This window comes from Methylocystis suflitae (genome assembly GCF_024448135.1).
GTDB lineage: Bacteria > Pseudomonadota > Alphaproteobacteria > Rhizobiales > Beijerinckiaceae > Methylocystis > Methylocystis suflitae.
The window spans coordinates 1-19,830 of sequence record NZ_JAMRYX010000105.1; the positions used below are offsets into that span (position 1 = coordinate 1).

Here is a 19,830-nt window from a genome sequence, read left to right on the forward strand (position 1 = left end):
CTCGCCATCGCCTCGCGCTTCCTCGAGCACGGATCGCGCCAGTGCGGAATTCTTGATTTCGACGCGCGCTATTTTCTTCGTCGCGCAATCAATGCCTGCGCACGACTGAGATTTCGCTGTGCTAATTCGTGCTGGTAGGAAGCGGCTTCGGGCGTCCATTCCTCAAGCGCCGCGCGATAGGCGGCGACCGCATGTTGCAGCGTCTTTGTCCCGCTCTCGCGTTCCCCGAGCGCCGTCAGCGCAAGTCCCAGATTGTTCTGTGTCATGGCCCAATCGAGCGGAACGCGCTCGCGCGTCCTTTCCATGAGCGCCTCCCGGAAGGCCGCGACGGCCTGTTCCGGAGTCGCTGTCCCGCTCTCGCGTTGCCCAAGTCGCGCCAGCGCACTGCCGAGATTGTTCTGAGTCATCGCCCAGTCGAGCGGAACGCGCTCGCGCGTCCTTTCCTTGAGCGCCTCGCGGAAGGCCGCGATGGCTTGTTCCAGCGTCGTCGTTCCCTTCTGGCGTTCCCCAAGCCGCGCCAGCGCGCTACCGAGATTGTTCTGTGTCGTCGCCCAGTCGAGCGGAACGCGCTCGCGCGTTCTTTCCTTGAGCGCCTCGCGGAAAGCCGTCACCGCTTCTTGCAGCGTCGCCCACCCGCTTTCGCGCTCCCCGAGCATCGCTAGCGCTTTGCCGAGATTGTCCTCAGTCTCCGCCCAACCGAGCGGAACGCGCTCGCGGGTCCTTTCCTTGAGGGTCTCACGGAAAGCCGCCGCCGCTTCTTGCAGCGTCGCCGTCCCGCTCTCGCGCTCCCCAAGCCGCACAAGCGCGAGGCCGAGGTTGTTCTGAGTTCCCGCCCACAGGAATGGAACCCGCTCGCGCGTCCATTCTTTCAGCGCCTCGTGGAAAGCCGCCACGGCCTGTCGCAGCGTCGCCGGATCGCTCTCGCGTTCGCCTAGTCTAAAAAGCACAAGGCCGAGATTGTTCTGCGTCATCGCCCAGTCGTGCGGACCCCGCACGCGCGTTCTTTCTGTGAGCACCTCGTGGTAAGCCGCCACGGCCTGCCGTAGCGTCGCCGGATCGCGCTCGCGCTCTCCTAGTCTCACAAGCGCAAGGCCGAGATTGTTCTGTGTCATCGCCCAGTCGTGCGGACCCCGCTCGCGTGTATATTCCTTCAGCGCCTCGCGGTAAGCCGCTACGGCCTGTTGCAGAGTCGCCGTCCCGCTCTCTCGCTCGCCGAGCGCCCGAAGCGCATTGCCGAGATTGTTCTGCGTCATCGCCCAATCTAGCGGAACTCGCGCGCGCGTTCTTTCTGTGAGCGCCTCGCGGTAAACCGCAACGGCCTGCCCCAGCGTCGCCGCTCCGCTCTCTCGCTCGCCGAGCGCCCAAAGCGCATTGCCGAGATTGTTCTGCGTCGCCGCCCAATCTAGCGGAACGCGCGCGCGCGTTCTTTCTGTGAGCGCCTCGTGGAAAGCCGCCACGGCCTGTCGCAGCGTCGCCGTCCCGCTCTCGCGTTCCCCCAGCCGCAAAAGCGCATTGCCCAAATTGTTCTGTGTCATCGCCCATTGGAGCGGAACGCGCTCGCGCGTCCGCTCCTTGAGCGCCTCTCGCAAAGCCTCCGCGGCCTGTTGCAAGGTCGCCGTCCCGCTCTCGCGCTCGCCGAGCCGCACAAGCGAAAACCCGAGACTGTTCTGGGTCATCGCCCACTGGAGCGGATTCCGGGCGCGCGAATATTCCTTGAGCGCCTCGCGGTAAGCGGCGATCGCCTGTTGCAAGGTCGCCGTCCCGCTCTCTCGCGCGCTCAGCGTAAGAAGCACATTGCCGAGATTGTTCTGGATCATCGCCCATTGGAGCGGCTCACGCGAGCGCGTACATTCCTTGAGCGCCTCTCGGTAGGCGGCGACAGCCTGTTGCAGCGTCGCCGTCCCGCTCTCGCGCTCCCCGCGGGCATGAAGCGTATTGCCGAGATTGTTCTGAGTGCCCGCCCACTGGAGCGGAAACGTTCCACGCGGGAGCAGGTCTAAAAGTCTCTTCCAACGATCAATGGACGCGTCAAACGCGGCCTTATCTCCAGAAGCAATTCCCTGCTTGAATAGAGCCTCCGCTTCGCGAACCAAAGCTTCCAGCCGTTTGTTATCGGACGGCGACAAAGATCCACGCTTCGCGATATGCTCCGCCGATTGCGCATGACGCATATGCGAAGCGCGTGGCGCAGCATCGGCTTTGATCGGGGTGAGACAGGCGAAGATCGCCCAGAGCGCGGCATGAACTGCGATCGCCTCCGCGCCATTAAAAAAAATCCGACGGGAATATTTTTCTTTGGCGTCGATCACCGACTGACGTCCCATAAAATGCCCCAGCGGATCTTCTCAAATATTCGACAGGCGTAACATGAGCGGAGCCGTCGCGCGAGAGGCGTCGGCGGCGCGAGACGCGTTGGCCAGTCCGTCGTGGCCGGGCTTGTCCCACGGGCTGTCCACGTCAAAACGGGGGCATTCGTGGATGCCCGGCTCAAGGCGCGCGTGACGCGGCAGAGTTCGCAGCCCATGCGTGGCTCATGTCGCGAAACGGCCGAACGATGACAGAACATAGGGGTGCTGGACTGGGGCCCCCTCCCTGTCCCTCCCCCGCTTCGCGGGAGAGGGGACCCTAACGAGCAGCGCAGCGCTATGGCGTCAGGATAGATACGCCTGCGCAACGTCGATGAAACGCCGAGTCTCACTCCCTCTCCCGCGAAGCGGGGGAGGGTTGGGGAGGGGGCTACGCCGCCATCGCCTCTCTGGCTTCCCTCTTAATGCGCTCGACCATGGACCGTAGGCCGTTGGCGCGCTGCGGCGTCAGATGTTCGGAAAGGCCGAGCTCCTTAAAGAGCGGCGCCGCGTCGGTTTCGACGATCTCCTGCGCCGGCCGCCCCGAGTAAAGCGCCAGCACGAGCGCGACGAGGCCGCGCACGATATGCGCGTCGCTGTCGCCGCGAAACGAGAGCGCGGTACGCCCCTCGGCGTCGCGCGTCGGCGTCGTTTCGAGCCACACCTGGCTGGCGCAGCCGCGCACTTTATTGGCGTCGGTATAGGCGTCTTTCGGCAGCGGCTCCAGCGTGCGGCCAAGCTCGATGAGATAGCGGTAGCGATCCTCCCACTCATCGAGCAGTTCGAAATTGCCTATGATCTCGTCGATCTGCATTTTGTTCGCATCCTCGCTGCGAAGGCGCATTCTATCTCATTTCGGCGCTAAGCCGCGCCCTTTCCTTGGCGCGGGCCACGCCTTACATTCCGCGCGACAATCGCTGGCGCGCCGCGCCGCTTTAGGAGTTTTATATGAGCGACTTTTCCCGCTGGCGCGCGGTCGCCGCCGCGATTTTTCTGAGCTTGGGCCTTTCCGGCTGCGGCTACAATACGATTCCGACGCTCGAAGAAAACGCCAAGGCGAAATGGTCGGACGTGCAGTCGCAGTATCAGCGCCGCGCCGATCTCATTCCAAATCTCGTGGAAACCGTGAAGGGCTACGCCAAGCAGGAGAAGGACGTGCTCACCTCCGTCGTCGAGGCCCGCGCCAAGGCGACGTCCGTCAAGGTTGACGCGGGTTCGCTGACCGATCCTGAAAAGATGAAACAGTTCCAGGAGGCGCAAAATCAGCTTACCGGCGCGCTCGGCCGGCTGATCGCCGTGAGCGAAGCCTATCCGGATCTTAAATCGAACCAGAACTTTCTCGCCCTGCAGTCGCAGCTCGAAGGCACCGAGAACCGCATCACTGTCGCGCGGCGCGACTACATCGACGCGGTACGGGAATTCAACACGTCGCTGCGCACCTTCCCGACGCTCCTCTGGGCGAAGACTTTCTTCGCCGGCACGAAGCCGATGGCGGAATTTTCCGCGGCCGGCGCCGCGCAATCGCCGCCGGAAGTGAAATTCTAAATGATGAGCGCCGACGCGCCGACAGAAGAGCTGATCGCGCGGGAGGCGATGTGGGCGCATATGCGCCGCGAAGCCGAGGAGGCGCTGCGTCTCGACCCGTCGCTGACGCCGCTGATGCTCGGCGCGATTCTCAATCGCGCCTCGCTCGAAGAGGCGGTGGTCCATCGCATCGCCGCAAGACTCGGCGCGTCAGCCGTGGACGCCGCGACGATCGCCGACGCCTTTCTGCAGGCGGTGCGCGACGACGCGGCGATCGCGACGGCCTTCCGCGCCGATCTCGCCGCCTATGTCGAGCGTGACCCCGCCTGCGGGCGGATGATCGAACCGCTGCTCTATTTCAAGGGCTTTCACGCGATCCAGTCGGCGCGGCTGGCGCATGCGCTGTGGCGCGCGCGGCGCCACGACTTCGCTTTCTATATCCAAAGCCGCGCCTCCGACGCGCTCGCGGCGGACATTCATCCGGCCGCGCGCTTCGGCAAAGGCCTGTTCCTCGATCATGGCGCCGGTTTCGTCGTCGGCGAGACGGCGGTCGTCGACGACGACGTCTCGATTCTGCATAATGTGACGCTGGGCGGCACGGGCAAGGTCGCGGGCGACCGTCATCCGAAGGTCAGGCGCGGCGTGATGATCGGCGCGGGCGCCAAAATTCTCGGCAATATCGAGATCGGCGCCTGCTCGCGGATCGCCGCGGGGTCGGTGGTGCTGCAGTCGGTTCCGCCCAATTCCATCGTCGCGGGCGTTCCGGCGAAGGTGGTCGGGACCGAATCGCGTCGGGAGCCGGCGCGCGACATGGACCAGATCCTTCGCGGCCTCGCCTATGATTCCTTCGATTACGTCATCTGACCCGCGCCGCCACGTCCGCTGAGGGCCGGGGCGATTGAGGGTTGCGCAGGGCCACGGTTCTCCTGCTATGTGTCGCCGGGCGGCGGCGCCGTTCCCAAAGGCCCGCGCAAGGCGGCGGTGGCCGCAGCAGGGGGATCGATGCTCGAGATTGCGGTCCAGATGGACCCCTTGGAACGCATTAATTTTGCTGGCGATTCGACCTTTGCGCTGATGCTGGAGGCAAAGCTCAGGGGCCATCGCCTATGGTTCTACACGCCGGATCAACTGTCGCTCGAAGGCGACAGGCTGACGGCGCGCGCGCATCGCATCGACGTTTTCGAGGATCCTTCGCGCTATTACGCGCTCGGCGAGGCGACGGACCTTGAACTCGGCGCGATGGACGTCGTGCTGCTGCGTCAGGACCCGCCATTTGATCTCGCCTATATTACCTCCACGCATTTTCTGGAGCGGCTCGCGCCGCGGACGCTCGTCGTCAACGACCCCGCGCATGTGCGCAACGCGCCAGAAAAAATCTTCGTGATGGAGTTCGCCGATCTGATGCCGCCGACGCTGATCACGCGCGACCGCGCGGCGATGGAGCGCTTTCGCGCCAAGCATGGCGAGATCGTCATGAAGCCGCTCTACGGCCATGGCGGCGCCGCGGTGTTCAAGGTCGCGCCACGCGATCCGAATTTCGGCTCGCTGTTCGACATGTTCGCCACGACCTTTCGCGAACCCTGGGTCGTGCAGCGGTTCCTGCCGGAGATCGTGAAGGGCGACAAGCGTATTCTTCTCATTGACGGCGAGGCGATGGGCGCGATCAACCGCATTCCCGCCGATGACGACATCCGTTCAAACCTGGTTCGCGGCGGGGCGCCGGCGGCTTCCGAACTCAATGCGCGTGAAAGAGACATTTGCGCGCGGCTCGGGCCGGAGCTGAAACGGCGCGGACTGGTTTTCGTCGGCATCGACGTGATCGATGGCTGGCTCACCGAGATCAACGTGACCTCGCCGACGGGGCTCCGTGCGCTAAAACGCATCGGCGGGCCGGATCTCGCGCCGCCGCTCTTCGACGCCATCGAGGCGCGTCTGCGCGCCCTGCGCGCATCAGGCCGATCGCCGGAATTGACTCTATGAACGAAGTGGCGCCGCTCAGCGTTTTCGCCGGCCTTGATCCCAACGAGCAGTTTCGCGGTTTGCGGCAGGCGCTTGCGCCGGCTGTCGCGGCGATCTGCAAGAGGGAGCGCGGCCATGCGCGACGCACGGCGATCGTCGAATTGTTTCGCTCGGCTTTGGCGGAAGGACGCGAGATTGCGCGCGCCCGGCTTGAGGCGCGCGGCTCGGGACTGGCGTGCGCCAGATTGATCTCAGCGCTCGAAGACGAGCTGATCGGCGCCATCTACGACTATGTCGTGCGCTATGTTTACGTCGTCGACAATCCGACGTTTGCTGAGCGTCTCGCCATTGTGGCGGTTGGCGGCTATGGACGCGGGACGCTCGCGCCGGGCTCCGACATCGATCTTCTGTTTCTCGTCCCCTACAAACAGACTCCGTGGGGCGAAAGCGTCATCGAGGCGATCCTTTATATTCTTTGGGATCTGCGTCAGAAGGTCGGCCATGCGACGCGCTCCGTCGCCGAGTGCATGCGTCAGGCCCGCGCCGACATGACCATTCGAACCACGCTTCTCGAATCGCGCTTCATTCTCGGCAACGCCGAGCTGTTCAGCGAATTCCGCGAGAGCTTCGATCGCGAGATCGTCCGTTCGGATGCGCGCGAATTCGTCTCCGCCAAGCTCGCCGAACGCGACGCGCGCGTGATGCGCGCCGGCGCCTCGCGCTATCTCGTCGAGCCCAATGTGAAGGAGGGCAAGGGCGGCCTGCGCGATCTCAACACGCTGTTCTGGATCGCCAAATATGTCTATCGCGTGCGTGAGGCGAAGGAACTCGTCGCCGCCGGCCTCTTCACCGCGGCGGAACTCAGTCTCTTCGAGCGCTGCGAGGAGTTTTTGTGGCGCGTGCGCTGTCATCTGCATTTCGCGACGGGACGCGCCGAAGAACGGCTGGCTTTCGACGTGCAAACAACGATCGCGAGGCGTCTCGGCTATCACGACCGCAGCGGACTGTCGCCGGTCGAGCGCTTCATGAAGCACTATTTTCTCGTCGCCAAGGAAGTCGGCGATCTCACCGCGATCGTCTGCGCGGCGCTTGAAGAAAAGCAGGCCAAGCCGCGCGCCATCTTCGAGCGCTTCCTGCAGCCGTTTCGGCGCCGCCGCAGCCGCGCGCCGCAGGGCGACTTCATCGTCGATCATGACCGCATCAGCATTGTCGACGCCGATGTGTTCAAGCGCGATCCCGTCAACATCATCCGGCTGTTCTGGATGGCCGATCATCACGGCCTGCCGCTGCATCCGGACGCTTTGCGCGCGGTGACTCTGTCGCTGCGTCTCATCGACGCCAATCTGCGCGCGAACAAGGAAGCCAATCGGCTGTTTCTCGAAATCCTGCTCTCGCGCAACATGACTGAGATTACGCTGCGCCGGATGAATGAGACCGGCGTGCTTGGACGTTTCATTCCGGATTTCGGCAAAGTCGTCGCGATGATGCAATTCAATATGTATCATCACTACACCGTCGACGAGCATCTGCTGCGCGCGGTCGGCGGGCTGTCCGATCTCGAAGCCGGGCGCATGCCGGAGCATCAGCAGCTCGTTGACGAAATCCTGCCGACGATTGTCAACCGCAAGGTGCTTTATCTAGGCCTATTCCTGCACGATATCGCCAAGGGCCGTAAGGACGACCACTCCCGCGCCGGCATGGAGGTGGCGCGCAGCCTGTGTCCGCGTCTGGGCTTCACCCCCGGCGAGACCGAGTCCGTGGCCTGGCTTGTCGAGCACCATCTCACCATGTCGAGTTTCGCGCAGAGTCGCGATCTCTCCGACCGCGTCACGATCGAGAATTTCGCCGCCATCGTTCAAACGATGGAGCGGCTGAAGATGCTGTTCGTTCTCACCGTCTGCGACATCAACGCGGTCGGGCCCGGCGTGCTCGACGCCTGGAAGGCGCAGCTGCTGCGCGTGCTCTATTGGGAGACCGAGGTTGTGCTCGGCGGCGGCCATTCGGCGGTCGATCGCAAGAGTCGCGTCGCCGCCGCGAAAGCCGAGCTGCGCGCCGCGCTTCCGGAGTGGAGCGACGACGAGTTCGACGCCTACGCCAAGCGTCACTATCCGGCCTACTGGCTCAAGGTCGACGTCGCCCGCAAGCTGCGTCACGCGGAGCTGCTTCGCCAGATGAACGGCGCATCGGCGCCGCTCGCAACCGCGGTCGAACTCGACAGGACGCGCGGCGCCGTGGAGTTGACCGTCGTCGCGCCCGACAACCCGCGTCTGTTGTCGATCATCGCCGGCGGCTGCGCGGCAGGCGGCGCCAATATCGTCGACGCGCATATTTTCACCACAGCGGATGGTCTCGCGCTCGACACGATCTTCTTCTCGCGCGCATTTGATTTTGACGAAGACGAAATGCGTCGCGCCGGACGCATCGCCGGTGTCATCGCCAGGGCGCTGCGCGGCGAGGTCGTCGTGTCCGAAGAGCTGCGGGCGCGCGCGAAAGCCCATCTGCCGACCGATGCCTTCTCGGTCGCGCCTGAGGTCGTCGTCGATAACAGCCTGTCGAACGTCTATACGGTGATCGAGGTCTCGGGACTCGATCGCGAGGGCCTGCTGTTCGAGCTCACCAATGCGATCTCGCGGCTCAATCTCAATATCGCCTCGGCGCATATCGTGACCTTCGGCGAGCGCGCCGTTGACGCCTTCTATGTCACGGATCTGACGGGCGCGAAGATCGCTTCCCCGCAGCGACAGGCGGCGATCAAGCGCCAGCTCCTGGACGTGTTTCGCGGTCCTGGCGCGCGCGGGGTCAAAACGCCGGCCGCCGCCGCGACTTGATTTTGACGTTTCGCACGCAGATATCGAAGCCTTTACGAAGAATGATGGTGACAGCATGAGCGATCCAACGAATGCGGACAAGAAGGCTGAGTCGACGGAAAATCGGGAGGGCGCAGAGCCCTCGTCCTTGTCGCAGCCCGCGGCCGAATCCGACATTGCGCAGCCGGAGCCGTTCACCGAGCTCGAAAATCTTTATGCCGAAAACGCAGGGTTAAAGGACAAGCTCCTGCGCGCGCTCGCCGAAGTCGAGAATGTGCGCCGTCGCGCCGAGCGCGAGATCGCCGACGCGAAAACTTATGGCGTGGCGAATTTCGCGCGGGAGATGCTGTCGTTCGCCGACAATCTACGCCGCGCGATCGAGAGCGTGCCCGAGGAGGCGCGCGCCGAGCCGGCGGTCGCGTCGCTGCTTGAGGGGGTCGACGTGATGGAGCGCGATTTCCTCGCGCGGCTCGCGCGCTTCGGCGTCAGGAAGATCGACGCCAAAGGCGCGCGCTTTGATCCTAATCAGCATGAAGCGCTGTTCGAAATTCCCGACGAGACGCAACCCGCAGGCACGGTGGCTCAGGTCGTTGAGCAAGGCTACATGATCGGCGAACGCGTGTTGCGCCCCGCAAAAGTCGGCGTGGCGCGCGGCGGATCAAAGCCGTCCTGACCGGTCGAGGATGCGCATGGACGAGCGAGCGACCGCGACAAATCCTACGGAAGCCGGGGTCGTCGCAGCGGCGGTCTATCACGGGGGACGTAAGATCGCCGATATCGAGATCGATGAGGCCGGAGAGTGGACCAAGCGCGAAGGCTATGTCGTCTGGATCGGACTCTACGAGCCGTCACAAGAGCTGCTGGAGCGCGTTGGACGCCAGTTCTCGCTGCATCATCTCGCCATCGAGGACGCCTTCAAGGCGCATCAGTTCCCCAAGCTCGAAGAATATGAAGACAGCGTTTTCATCGTCGCGCGCACGGCGCAGATGGTGGACGGCCGCATCGCCTTTGGCGAGACGCATCTGTTTGTCGGAGTCGGCTATGTCGTGAGCGTTCGCCACGGCGCATCGAGTTCATATGCGCATGTGCGCGAACGCTGCGAGGCGCGGGCGGAACGCCTCTCGGAGGGCGAAGACTTCATTGTCTACGCCATTCTCGATTTCATCGTCGACAACTACTTTCCGGTGCTCGACGCGATCAACGATCAGGTCGAGGACATCGAAGATCATGTTCTCGCGACGACGATGGGCAAATCGGAAATCGAAAAGCTCTATACGCTGCGACGCGACTTGCTGCGGCTGCGTAACGCCGTCACGCCCCTAGCCGACGTCTGCCGCCGGCTGGAGCGCAGCGACGTCGTCGCCATCGATCCGGCGATGCGGCCGCATTTTCGCGATGTGCGCGATCATCTGCGCCGGGTGCAGGAGCGCATCGACACGATGCGCGAGACGCTCGCCTTCGCCTTCGAGGCGAGCCTCATGAACGCGCAGATACAGCAGACGGACATTTCGCGCCGACTCGCCGCCTGGGCCGCGATTCTGGCGGTGCCCACCGCCATCGCCGGCATTTACGGCATGAACTTCCAGCACATGCCGGAACTCCAGTGGGAATATGGCTATTACGTCGTCCTCGGCGTGACGATGTCGATCTGTGGCTATCTTTATTTCCGGCTGCGTCGCGCCGGCTGGCTGTGAACGCGAACGCCGCCCGCCATCAGGGCCGAGGCGCGTCGCCGATGCTCTCACGCCGCGCGTGTTTCAGGCCCAGTCGCCTGCGATCGGCTCCTTGGGCCTAGCGCCTTACGAAAGTTTCATCCCGCCGCCATTGGCCGGCAAAGCGATGATCTCCATCTTCATCCTGCGCGACGTTGCGTTTCTCCTCCACGCGGCGTCGTTCAAGATGGAGATTTTTGAGAAATGCCTATCGCAAACAATCCTCGCGACCACGCCGGAGCAGCGCCGCGCCGCGCGTCCCGTTTGGCGCTGATGGGCGCTGCGGCCGCGTTCGCGCTGAGCGCCGCAATCGGTCCGGCGCCGCTGACGCCGGCTTACGCCGAAGCGCCGCTTTCAGGATCGGTCACCGCCGCCGGACCCGCCTCCTTTGCTGACGTCGTCGAGCGCGTCAAGCCGGCCGTCGTCGCCATCAAGGTCAAGGCCGTCGATGATCAGCAGGACGGCATCTTCGAGATGCCGGACGTGTCGCCCGACGACCCGATGTATCGCTTTTTCAAGCGCTTCGGGGAAGGTCAGGGGGGCCGTCCGCAGAAGCACATGACAATGTCGCAAGGCTCTGGCTTCATCGTCAGCCCAGACGGCTATGTCGTCACCAATAACCACGTTGTGGAGCACGCCAGCGAAGTCGACGTTGCGCTCGACGACGGAAGAACGCTGCCCGCCAAGGTTGTCGGCAAGGATAAGCGCACCGATCTGGCGCTGCTCAAGATCAGTGACGGCGCCAAGCTGCCCTATGTCGACTGGGGCTCCGCGGCGCCGCGGGTCGGCGACTGGGTGATCGCGGTCGGAAACCCGTTCGGTCTCGGAGGCTCAGTCACCGCCGGCATCGTTTCGGCGCGCGGTCGCGACATCGGCGCCGGTCCTTACGACGACTTCCTGCAGATCGACGCCCCGGTCAATCGCGGCAACTCCGGCGGTCCGGCGTTCGATTCGCGCGGCAATGTGATCGGCGTCAATACCGCGATCTATTCGCCTTCGGGCGGTTCGATCGGCATCGGCTTCGCCATTCCGGCCGAGGTGGCCAAGGACGTGGTCGCGGCGCTCAAGGAAAAAGGCTCCGTGTCGCGTGGCTGGATCGGCGTCAAGATTCAGAACGTGACGCCGGAAATCGCCGACAGCATGGGGCTGAAGACCACGAAAGGCGCGTTGATCGCGCAGCCGCAGCGGGGCGCTCCGGCGGAAGAGGCCGGCCTGAAGTCTGGCGACGTCATCGTCGCCGTCAATGGCGACAAGATCGACACGTCGCGCGATCTCGCGCGCCGCATCGCCGCCCTTGGACCGGGCAAGACAGTGGACATCACCTTCCTGCGCTCGGGCGCCGAAAAGACGGTGAAGCTGAAACTGGGCGTGCTGCCCGACGAGCGGGAAGCGCGCGCAGATGAGGAAGGCTTCTCGGAGCGGGGGCCGGAACTGTCCGGCCTTGGGCTCGAGGTCGCTCCGGCGGCCGAGGTCCGCGGCGCCGGCCGGGAAGGGCTGTTCGTGACGGATATCGATCCTTCCGGCGCCGCCGCGCAAAAGGGATTGCGCAGGGGCGACGTGATTATCGAGGCCGCCGGGCAGCCGGTGAGCTCCCGTGGCGACCTCGCCTCCGCACTCGAGGCGGCTCGCAAGGAGGGACGGCGTTCGGTGCTGCTGCGTGTGAAATCCGCGGACGGCGCGAAGTTCATCGCCGTTCCGGTGAAAGGCGGAGCCGGCTAAGGCGGCTTAAGGAACTTCTTGCGTTGAGGCCGACATCACTGCACCCGCCCGCAGCCGGTCTCCGCAACGAAGAGCGTCGGGCCGAGCCAGTCCCCTCCTGGCTCCCGAACGCGGGGCAGGCTGGCGCGCAATGCGCCGGCCTGCCGTTTTTTTGCAATCTCAGCTATAGTGAAACATGCGCATTCTGATCATTGAAGACGACAGCGAGGCGAGCGAATACCTCGTCAAGGCATTCCGCGAACAAGGCCATGTCGCCGAACACGCCGCCGATGGGCTTGCTGGCTATGGACGCGCCAGCGACGGCGATTACGACGTGCTGATCGTCGACAGGATGCTGCCCAAGATGGACGGGCTGTCGCTGATCTCGGGTTTGCGCGAGCAGGGCGTTCAGACGCCGGCGCTTATTCTCTCCGCGCTCGGCCAGGTCGACGATCGCGTGAAGGGTCTGCGCGCCGGCGGCGACGACTATCTGCCAAAGCCCTACGCCTTTTCGGAGCTGCTGGCGCGGGTCGAGGCGCTGGCGCGCCGCCGCGTCGGGCCAAAGGGCGAAGAAACCCAATATCGGGTCGGCGATCTGGAGCTTGATCGGTTGTCGCACAAGGTGACGGTCGGCAGCCAGGAGGTGGTGCTTCAGCCGCGCGAGTTCCGGCTGCTGGAATATCTGATGAAACATGCCGGCCAAGTGGTGACCCGCACCATGCTGCTCGAAAACGTCTGGGACTATCATTTCGATCCGCAGACCAATGTCATCGACGTGCATATTTCCCGTTTACGCTCCAAGATCGACAAAGGCCGCGAGAACCCGCTTCTGCACACCATCCGCGGGGCTGGGTATATGATCCGTGACGGCGCTCGGTAAGCTTTTCCGCACGACGGCGTTCAAACTGTCGATCGCCTATCTCGTGCTGTTCTCGATTGGCGCGGGCCTCGTGCTCGCGCGCGTCGGCGCACGCGTCAAAGAAGTTCTCGACGAACAGATCGAGCAGACTGTCGACGCCGAAATACGCGCGCTGTCCGAACAATATGCGCAAGGCGGCCTGCGCCAGCTCGTTAATGCGGTGGAGCGCCGCGTGCGCGCGCCGGGCGGCTCGCTCTATCTTCTCTCGAGTCATTCCGGAGACGTCATCGTCGGCAATATCGAGCCGCCGAATTTCACGCCGTCGGGCGGCACGGAACTCGTCGAGACGACCTATGAGCGACGCGGGGAGCCGGGCGTCAAGCATCCAGCCTTGCTGCGGCTGTTCCTTCTTCCCGGCGGCTTTCGCCTGCTTATCGGCCATGACATTGAAGATCATGAAGTGCTTCGCGGCATATTGCGCCGGGCGCTCGGCGTGTCGCTATTCTGGCTCGCGCTCGTCGGCGCGCTAGGCGGCTTGTTCGTTTCGTATCGCATGCTGGAGCGCGTCGACGTGATGTCGGGCTCGGCGCGCCGCATCATGGCGGGCGATATGCACGAGCGACTCGCCATTTCAGGCGCCGGCGACGAACTTGACCGGTTGGCGGAAAACTTCAACGCCATGCTCGAGCGCATCAGCGAGCTGATGGCCGGCTTGCGCGAAGTTTCCGATAATATCGCGCATGACCTCAAGACGCCATTGACCCGATTGCGCAACCGCGCCGAGGCGGCGTTACGCGCGGACGCCAAGGACAGCGAGCATCGTGCGGCGCTGGCCGCCGTGATCGAAGAATCCGACAATCTTATCCGCGTGTTCAACGCCTTGTTGATGATCGCGCGCGCGGAGGCGGGATATTCGAGCGACAATATGGCCGACTTCGACGCGGACGCCGTCGTGCGCGACATTGCCGAGATGTATGAGCCCGTCGCCGAAGAGCAGGGCGTCCGCCTCGATGTCGCGGTGCAGGATGGACTTGCGGTCACCGGCAGCCGCGAACTACTCGGCCAGGCGCTCGTGAATCTCGTCGACAACGCGCTGAAATATGGCGGGACAGGCGACGAGCCGCGCATCGCCATCGAGGCGCGGCGCGTCGGCGATCGCGTGGAAATCGTCGTTGCGGATCGTGGACCCGGCATTGCGCCATCGGATCGCGAGCGCGTGGTGGGACGTTTCGTGCGGCTTGAGAATTCCCGTTCGCGGCCGGGTTCAGGTCTCGGCTTGTCGCTGGCGGCGGCGGTTGCGCGGATGCATCACGGCGCGTTGCGGATCGAAGACAATGCGCCAGGATTGCGCGTGGCGCTGTCGCTGCCTGCGATGCGTACGACGGTCGGCCCGACGGCGCGGATGGAGCGCGCATAAGGCGCAATCTTCGCGGTCCCGCTCGCTTCCACGGCGCGCGCCTTCAATGGGGTCACCGTCGCCGAGGCCGCCGGCAAGCGCATCATGACGACCGTGCCTTCTCCAAGTCGGGAGCGGACGCGCAGCGCGCCGCCATGCAGCTCGATGAGGGCGCGGGCGATGGCAAGGCCAAGCCCGGATCCGCGCATGCCGTTTTCCATCAGATCGGCGCATTGTTCGAACGGCTTGCCGAGCTTGGGGATGGCGCGCGGGTCGATGCCACGTCCCGAATCCTCGACGTAGACGTCGATCGCGCCGCCGTGCGCTCGCGCGCGCACGCGCACGACGCTGCCGAATTCGCTGAATTTGACGGCATTCGACAGAAAGATGCTCAGCGTCTTGACGACCGCCGCTTCGTCGCCGACGCAACGCAGGTTTTCGCGGGCGTCGGCGACAAGCTCGATGTTCTTTCCTTCGGCGCGCCCGCGCCAGGCGCCGACGGCTTTGCCCAGCGCCTCTGCGACGTTGATCTCCCGTTCGGCAAGGCGGATGAGGCCCGCTTCGAGACGCGACATGTCGAGAATGTCGGACAGCACTTCGTTGAGGTAATTGCCGCCCTGGCGTATGCCGCAGCAATATTCGAGATATTTTGGCGAACCGAGCGCGCCGAAAGGCTCAGCCTCCATCATTTCCGAAAAGCCGATGATGGCGTTGAGCGGCGTGCGCAGCTCGTGGCTCATATTGGCGAGGAATTCCGATTTCGCCACATAGGCCGCTTCCGCCTCGGCCTTTTGATGATGATACTGCTCGGCGAGAGTCGCGAGCTGCTGCGCCTGCATCTCCAGCGTCTGTCGCGAGCGAGTCAGATCGGCGACGCTCGCGGTGAGGCGGCGCTCCGAATCACGCAGTTTTTCCTCGTTGCGCTTGAGCGCCGTAATATCGGCGCCCACGGAAACATAACCGCCGTCCTTGGTGCGGCGCTCGTTGATCTGAAGCCAGCGCCCGTCGATGAGCTGCGCCTCGTAAGTGCGGGCGTCTGGCGAAGGTCCGTCGGGCGAGGCGACCTGGGTGCGGATCAGCGGAGCGATGGCGCAGCTCATGATCTGCCGATAGTTCGCCCCGGGGGACGCGGCTTCCAGCGAAAGCCCATGCAGTGAGAGAAATTTCGAATTGCAGGTCACGAGTCGGTTTTTGGAGTCCCACAGCACGAAGGCTTCGGAAATGGCGTCAATCGCGTCGCGCAGGCGCAAATTGGCCATCTCCGTTTGTTCGGCGAGCGCGCGTTGCTCTGAAACGTCGATGGCGATTCCAATAAGATGTTTGCCGGCTTCCCGACTATCTTCGACAATCTGAGCGCGCGCGCGCAGCCAGATCCATTCGCCCATGGCGTTCTTCAGCCGAAACTCGTGATCGACGCTATTCGTCCGTGCGCTCGCGACCATGTCGGCCATCGTCTGGAAGTCGCCGTCATCGGGATGCAGCAGCGCGCTCAATTCGGCATAGGAGAGCGAGCGGCGCTCGGCCGGCAGCCCCAACATTTCATACATGGAGTCCGACCAGTAGATCCGGCCGCGCCCAATGTCCCATTCCCAAAGGCCGCACCGGCCGCGCGACAGCGCCGCCTCGAGGCGCCTGCGGATCAGCGTATTGGCGCGTTCGACTTCCTGACGACGCCAACTCTGGCGGAAATAGGCGAGGACGATGACGAGCAGCAGCAGCGTGGTGCAGGCGAACAGCAGCGCATAGCGGGACGCGATCACGCGCCACTCGCCGAGCACATTGTCGACGGGATAAATCATCGCCACCTGGCCGTATGGCGTCGGCAGCTTCCTGACGCTCACGAGCGCGGGAACGCCTTCGGGCAGAGTGACGCGCAAGACGCCGGCGTTGTCGGCGAAGTCGACGAGCGCCTCTTCGGCGCCGATGGCTTGCGACAGCGTGAGGTCTTTCGATGGAATCGGCGGAAAGGCGGCGGCGACGCGGCCGCGCTCGTCCGTCACCAGAACGCGGCGCCCTCGCGCGAGCGCGCCTTGCGGCACGAGCTGATCGAGCGGCGCGCCGAACGGCTTTTGCGCGTCGGTCTTGATTTTGTCGCGCAGGTCCTGCGACACGGCGCGCACGAAAAGATCGAGATCGTCGACGGCCTGCTCGACCAGTCGATCCTGCATCGCGCTGGTCAGCGACACGACAAAGGCGGCGAGAGAGACGAGGCAAACCGCGCAGGCGGCGAACGCCAAAGGGCGCAGCCAGGAGAAGTCCTTCGGCCGCTTTGCGCCATCCTCGTCGAACCGGTACGCTCCCCACACGGTATGGGCGTGAGTCTTCACGCGGGCAGCGGGAGCGCGCGCCATCGATAGCCTCCAAAATGAATGTGATGCGAACGCGGCTTACGAGCGAATCACCTTCATTCGAATCTCTCGACGCGCGATTGTCCAGATCTTAACGCGGCGTTAACGACTCTTTTTTAGGCGCCTCAGCCGAGAGCCTCAGCCAAGCGCTCGCGTGGCGATGTCGCGCAGGTCCGCCGAGAGATTTTCCTGCGCGACGATATGTTTGAGCCGGGCTTCAATGAGGCCGCGGCGCCGCGACTCCATCGTGCGCCAGGACCGCAGCGCCGAGAGAAGCCGTGCGGACACCTGGGGATTCTTCGGATCGACTTCGAGAACCACGGCCGTCAGCAAATCATATCCTGACCCGTCGAGCGCGTGAAAGCGCGTGAGGTTGCCGTTCGCGAAGGCGCCGATCAACGCGCGCACGCGGTTGGGGTTGCTCATCGAAAATTCGCGATGCGTCATCAGGCCCAATACGCGCTGTGTGGTCGCTTCTTCCGGAATCATCGCCTGCAGCGAGAACCATTTGTCGATGACGAGCGCGTCTCCGGCGTATTGTGCATAGAATCGGGCGAAGGCTTCCTCGCGCGCATGGCCGCCGAGGAGCGCCAGTGTGGCGAGCGCGGCGAGCTTGTCGGTCATATTTCCTGCGGTTTCGAACTGCGCCGTGGCCAGCGATCGCCCTTTTTCGGCGTCGCCAGCGGCCAGGAGGTCGAGCGCCACGTTGCGCAATGCGCGGCGTCCCGCGCTCGCGGCGTCGGGCGTAAAGGCGCCAGCGGCGGAAAAGCGCGCGTGGATCGCGCCGAGCTCTGGGCCGAGCGACCTGCCGATCTCCGCGCGCAGCGCCATGCGCGCGTCGAAGAGCTGATCCGGGTCGACGTCATTCCCCATTTCGCGCGCAAGGTCGATGTCCGACGGCAGCGACAACGCCTGTGCGGCCAACGCCGGATCGTCCTCCGCCTTGGCGAGCAGCAGTCGCAGCGCTTCGCAAAGTCCCCGAGCGTCCAATGCGCCGGTTTCGAGCCGACCGAAGATCGCCCGCAAGGCGAGGCTTTGCGAGGCCTGCCAGCGATTGAACGAATCGTCGTCACAGGCGAGCAGGCGTTCGAGATCCTCGCTCGCCGGCGCCGGCTCGAGGCGCACAGGCGCGGAAAAGCCGCGCAGCAGCGAGACGGCGGGCCGTGAGGGAATCTCGCGGAACCGGATGACGCGCTCGGCGCGGTCGAGTTCGATCAGACCACGGGCAAGTTCAGTCGGCGCCGCGTCTTCGCTCACGAGATCGAGCTTTTGCCCATTCTCGCCAAAGAGCGCGAGCGCCAACGGAATGACGACGGGCTTCTTCTCGCTTTGACCCGGCGTTGGGGACGTTTGCTGACAAAGCTTCAAGGCAAACGTCTGGGCGGCGGGATCGTAGTCGCTTGACGTCGTCACCACAGGCGTTCCCGCCTGACTGTACCAAAGCGCAAAATGCGTCAGGTCGCGGCCGGACGCGGCGGCGAAGCAGGAGAGGAAATCTTCGATCGTCGCGGCCGTCCCGTCGAAGCGTTCGAAGTAGAGATCCATGCCGTGGCGGAAGTCGTCTTCGCCGATCAACGTCCGCAGCATGCGGATGATTTCAGCGCCTTTCTCGTAAACGGTCGCGGTGTAGAAATTGTTGATTTCTTGATAGACGTCCGGACGCACGGGATGCGCGAGCGGACCCGCGTCTTCCGGGAATTGCGCGAGGCGCAGGCCGCGCACGTCGCCGATGCGCTCCACCGCGCGCGAGCGCATGTCAGCCGAGAATTCCTGGTCGCGGAAAACGGTCAGCCCTTCCTTGAGGCAAAGCTGGAACCAGTCGCGGCAGGTGATGCGATTGCCCGTCCAATTGTGGAAATATTCGTGCGCGATGACGCCTTCGATGCCGGCGTAATCGCCGTCGGTCGCGGTGTCGGGCGAGGCGAGCACATATTTGTCGTTGAAGATGTTGAGGCCCTTGTTCTCCATCGCGCCCATGTTGAAGTCGGAAACGGCGACGATGTTGAACACGTCGAGATCATATTCGCGGCCGAATTTCTCTTCGTCCCAGCGCATCGAGCGCTTCAGTGCGTCCATCGCGTAGGCCGCGCGCGATTCCTTGCCATGTTCGACGTAGATGGCCAGTTCGACAGCACGGCCCGACATTGTCGTGAATTCGTCGCGCACAACGCCCAAATCGCCGCCCACGAGCGCGAACAAATAAGAGGGCTTTGGGAACGGATCGCGCCAGAGGGCATAGTGGCGATTGGATCCTGCGACATCGCCATGCTCGATCGGATTGCCGTTAGACAGCAGGATCGGCGCGTCGCTTTTCTCTGCTTCGATGCGCGTCGTATAGACGCTGAGCACGTCGGGCCGGTCTAGGAAATAGGTGATTCGGCGAAAACCTTCCGCCTCGCACTGCGTGCAATAGGCCGAGCCGGAGCGATAGAGTCCGGAAAGCTGCGTATTGCCGCTGGGATTGAGCTCCGAGTCGATATCCAGCGTAAAAGGCGCGTCAGGCACTTTGGCGAGAGTAAGGCGATCCGGCGTCGCTTCATATTCGCCGGGTCCGAGCGTCCGGCCGTCGAGCCTCACGCCCAGCAGCATCAACTCGTCGCCGTCGAGCACGAGGGGCGCAGAAGGATCGCCGGCTGGATTGCGGCGCAGCGCCAGTCGCGCGGAGACGCGGGTCTTGGTCGGATGCAGAGCGAAGTCGAGTTCGACCGAATCGATCGCGAAGTCGGCTGGACGGTAATCGGCGAGCCGAATGGCGGCGGTCGAAGGATGACGCATATCTTCCTCAGGGCTAGGGTGACGGTTTCTTCTATGATTATAGAACCCGCGCGGTCATTTGCGACGGTCGAAGCGGCCGAAAACACGGACACGCGATCCATTTTTTCTGGAAAATCTCCGGGGAAGGGCCGAATTGCCTTGAGCCTGTCGCCGCATCCGGGCAAAATCAGCGCCGTCGCGGCGCCGGAAGCAGGCGGTCGCCGCCGTTGCGCGCGTCGCTCTGACGTGCGCCGCTTAGCCTCTGGAACGATCCCGCTGGCGCTGACGGCGGAAGCAGACGGACGGCCTGTAAAGCGAAGGTTCATGATCACTCACATGCGGCGGACGCTTGCTCCTTTTCTTGGCCTCTTCACTCTTGGCGGCCTTCTGACCGTCAGCGCTCCAATAGCGCAAGGCGCGCCCGCCGA

13 protein-coding genes are annotated in these 19,830 nt (G+C 64.0%); 9 read left to right on the forward strand and 4 right to left on the reverse strand.

Features of this window, described 5'->3' with window-relative positions; genetic code table 11:
* Nucleotides 1-68: 68 nt before the first annotated feature.
* Both NEI07_RS09090 and NEI07_RS09095 read right to left on the reverse strand, forming a co-directional pair.
* Nucleotides 69-2,324 carry a tetratricopeptide repeat protein gene (locus tag NEI07_RS09090; RefSeq protein WP_256034139.1) on the reverse strand — a complete coding sequence of 752 codons (2,256 nt, stop codon included), beginning with the start codon at nt 2,322-2,324 and terminating at the stop codon, nt 69-71.
* A gap of 412 nt (nt 2,325-2,736) precedes the next feature.
* Nucleotides 2,737-3,159 (reverse strand): SufE family protein, encoded by a 423-nt coding sequence (locus tag NEI07_RS09095; RefSeq protein WP_256034151.1) that lies wholly within the window; start codon nt 3,157-3,159, stop codon nt 2,737-2,739.
* Nucleotides 3,160-3,293: 134 nt separating this feature from the next.
* On the opposite strand from NEI07_RS09095, the gene NEI07_RS09100 reads away from it, so the two are divergent.
* The 9 genes from NEI07_RS09100 (at nt 3,294) to NEI07_RS09140 (ending at nt 14,321) form a co-directional block, all read left to right on the forward strand.
* Complete coding sequence (locus NEI07_RS09100) at nt 3,294-3,890, forward strand: LemA family protein (RefSeq protein ID WP_256034140.1); 597 nt, start codon at nt 3,294-3,296, stop codon at nt 3,888-3,890.
* A 3-nt stretch (nt 3,891-3,893) separates the two neighbouring features.
* Nucleotides 3,894-4,733 (forward strand): serine O-acetyltransferase, encoded by an 840-nt coding sequence (gene cysE / locus NEI07_RS09105; RefSeq protein WP_256034152.1) that lies wholly within the window; start codon nt 3,894-3,896, stop codon nt 4,731-4,733.
* Between the two features lie 138 nt (nt 4,734-4,871).
* On the forward strand, nt 4,872-5,849 hold the full coding sequence (gshB, locus tag NEI07_RS09110; RefSeq protein WP_256034141.1) for a glutathione synthase: 978 nt from the start codon (nt 4,872-4,874) through the stop codon (nt 5,847-5,849).
* Nucleotides 5,846-8,656: a [protein-PII] uridylyltransferase gene (locus tag NEI07_RS09115; RefSeq protein ID WP_256034143.1), complete on the forward strand. Its 2,811-nt coding sequence runs from the start codon at nt 5,846-5,848 to the stop codon at nt 8,654-8,656. The genes gshB and NEI07_RS09115 overlap by 4 nt, the downstream gene beginning before the upstream one ends.
* 55 nt (nt 8,657-8,711) lie before the next feature.
* Nucleotides 8,712-9,308, forward strand: coding sequence for a nucleotide exchange factor GrpE (grpE, locus tag NEI07_RS09120; RefSeq protein WP_256034145.1), 597 nt, complete (start codon nt 8,712-8,714; stop codon nt 9,306-9,308).
* Nucleotides 9,309-9,324: 16 nt separating this feature from the next.
* Nucleotides 9,325-10,329: a magnesium/cobalt transporter CorA gene (corA, locus tag NEI07_RS09125; protein ID WP_256034146.1), complete on the forward strand. Its 1,005-nt coding sequence runs from the start codon at nt 9,325-9,327 to the stop codon at nt 10,327-10,329.
* Between the two features lie 222 nt (nt 10,330-10,551).
* On the forward strand, nt 10,552-12,066 hold the full coding sequence (locus NEI07_RS09130; RefSeq protein WP_328516972.1) for a Do family serine endopeptidase: 1,515 nt from the start codon (nt 10,552-10,554) through the stop codon (nt 12,064-12,066).
* 175 nt (nt 12,067-12,241) lie between these two features.
* The gene (locus NEI07_RS09135) at nt 12,242-12,925 is read left to right on the forward strand and encodes a response regulator transcription factor (protein ID WP_256034147.1); all 684 of its coding nucleotides are present in this window, start codon (nt 12,242-12,244) and stop codon (nt 12,923-12,925) included.
* Complete coding sequence (locus NEI07_RS09140; protein WP_256034148.1) at nt 12,909-14,321, forward strand: sensor histidine kinase; 1,413 nt, start codon at nt 12,909-12,911, stop codon at nt 14,319-14,321. Before NEI07_RS09135 ends, NEI07_RS09140 begins: the two co-directional genes overlap by 17 nt.
* On the opposite strand, the gene NEI07_RS09145 is transcribed toward NEI07_RS09140, so the two are convergent.
* Nucleotides 14,213-16,651, reverse strand: a complete 2,439-nt coding sequence (locus NEI07_RS09145; protein WP_256034149.1) for a PAS domain-containing sensor histidine kinase — start codon at nt 16,649-16,651, stop codon at nt 14,213-14,215. The genes NEI07_RS09140 and NEI07_RS09145 overlap by 109 nt on opposite strands.
* A gap of 135 nt (nt 16,652-16,786) precedes the next feature.
* Entirely contained in the window at nt 16,787-19,423 is a 2,637-nt protein-coding gene (pepN, locus tag NEI07_RS09150; protein WP_256034150.1) for an aminopeptidase N, read from the reverse strand.
* Nucleotides 19,424-19,830: the final 407 nt, after the last annotated feature.

What these genes read in the sequence shown, in the direction of transcription:
- NEI07_RS09090 (WP_256034139.1), bottom strand. Translation starts at nt 2,324, where the DNA reads ATGGGACGTCAGTCGGTGATCGACGCCAAAGAAAAATATTCCCGTCGG.
- NEI07_RS09095 (WP_256034151.1), bottom strand. Translation starts at nt 3,159, where the DNA reads ATGCAGATCGACGAGATCATAGGCAATTTCGAACTGCTCGATGAGTGG.
- NEI07_RS09100 (WP_256034140.1), top strand. Translation starts at nt 3,294, where the DNA reads ATGAGCGACTTTTCCCGCTGGCGCGCGGTCGCCGCCGCGATTTTTCTG.
- cysE (WP_256034152.1), top strand. Translation starts at nt 3,894, where the DNA reads ATGAGCGCCGACGCGCCGACAGAAGAGCTGATCGCGCGGGAGGCGATG.
- gshB (WP_256034141.1), top strand. Translation starts at nt 4,872, where the DNA reads ATGCTCGAGATTGCGGTCCAGATGGACCCCTTGGAACGCATTAATTTT.
- NEI07_RS09115 (WP_256034143.1), top strand. Translation starts at nt 5,846, where the DNA reads ATGAACGAAGTGGCGCCGCTCAGCGTTTTCGCCGGCCTTGATCCCAAC.
- grpE (WP_256034145.1), top strand. Translation starts at nt 8,712, where the DNA reads ATGAGCGATCCAACGAATGCGGACAAGAAGGCTGAGTCGACGGAAAAT.
- corA (WP_256034146.1), top strand. Translation starts at nt 9,325, where the DNA reads ATGGACGAGCGAGCGACCGCGACAAATCCTACGGAAGCCGGGGTCGTC.
- NEI07_RS09130 (WP_328516972.1), top strand. Translation starts at nt 10,552, where the DNA reads ATGCCTATCGCAAACAATCCTCGCGACCACGCCGGAGCAGCGCCGCGC.
- NEI07_RS09135 (WP_256034147.1), top strand. Translation starts at nt 12,242, where the DNA reads ATGCGCATTCTGATCATTGAAGACGACAGCGAGGCGAGCGAATACCTC.
- NEI07_RS09145 (WP_256034149.1), bottom strand. Translation starts at nt 16,651, where the DNA reads ATGGCGCGCGCTCCCGCTGCCCGCGTGAAGACTCACGCCCATACCGTG.
- pepN (WP_256034150.1), bottom strand. Translation starts at nt 19,423, where the DNA reads ATGCGTCATCCTTCGACCGCCGCCATTCGGCTCGCCGATTACCGTCCA.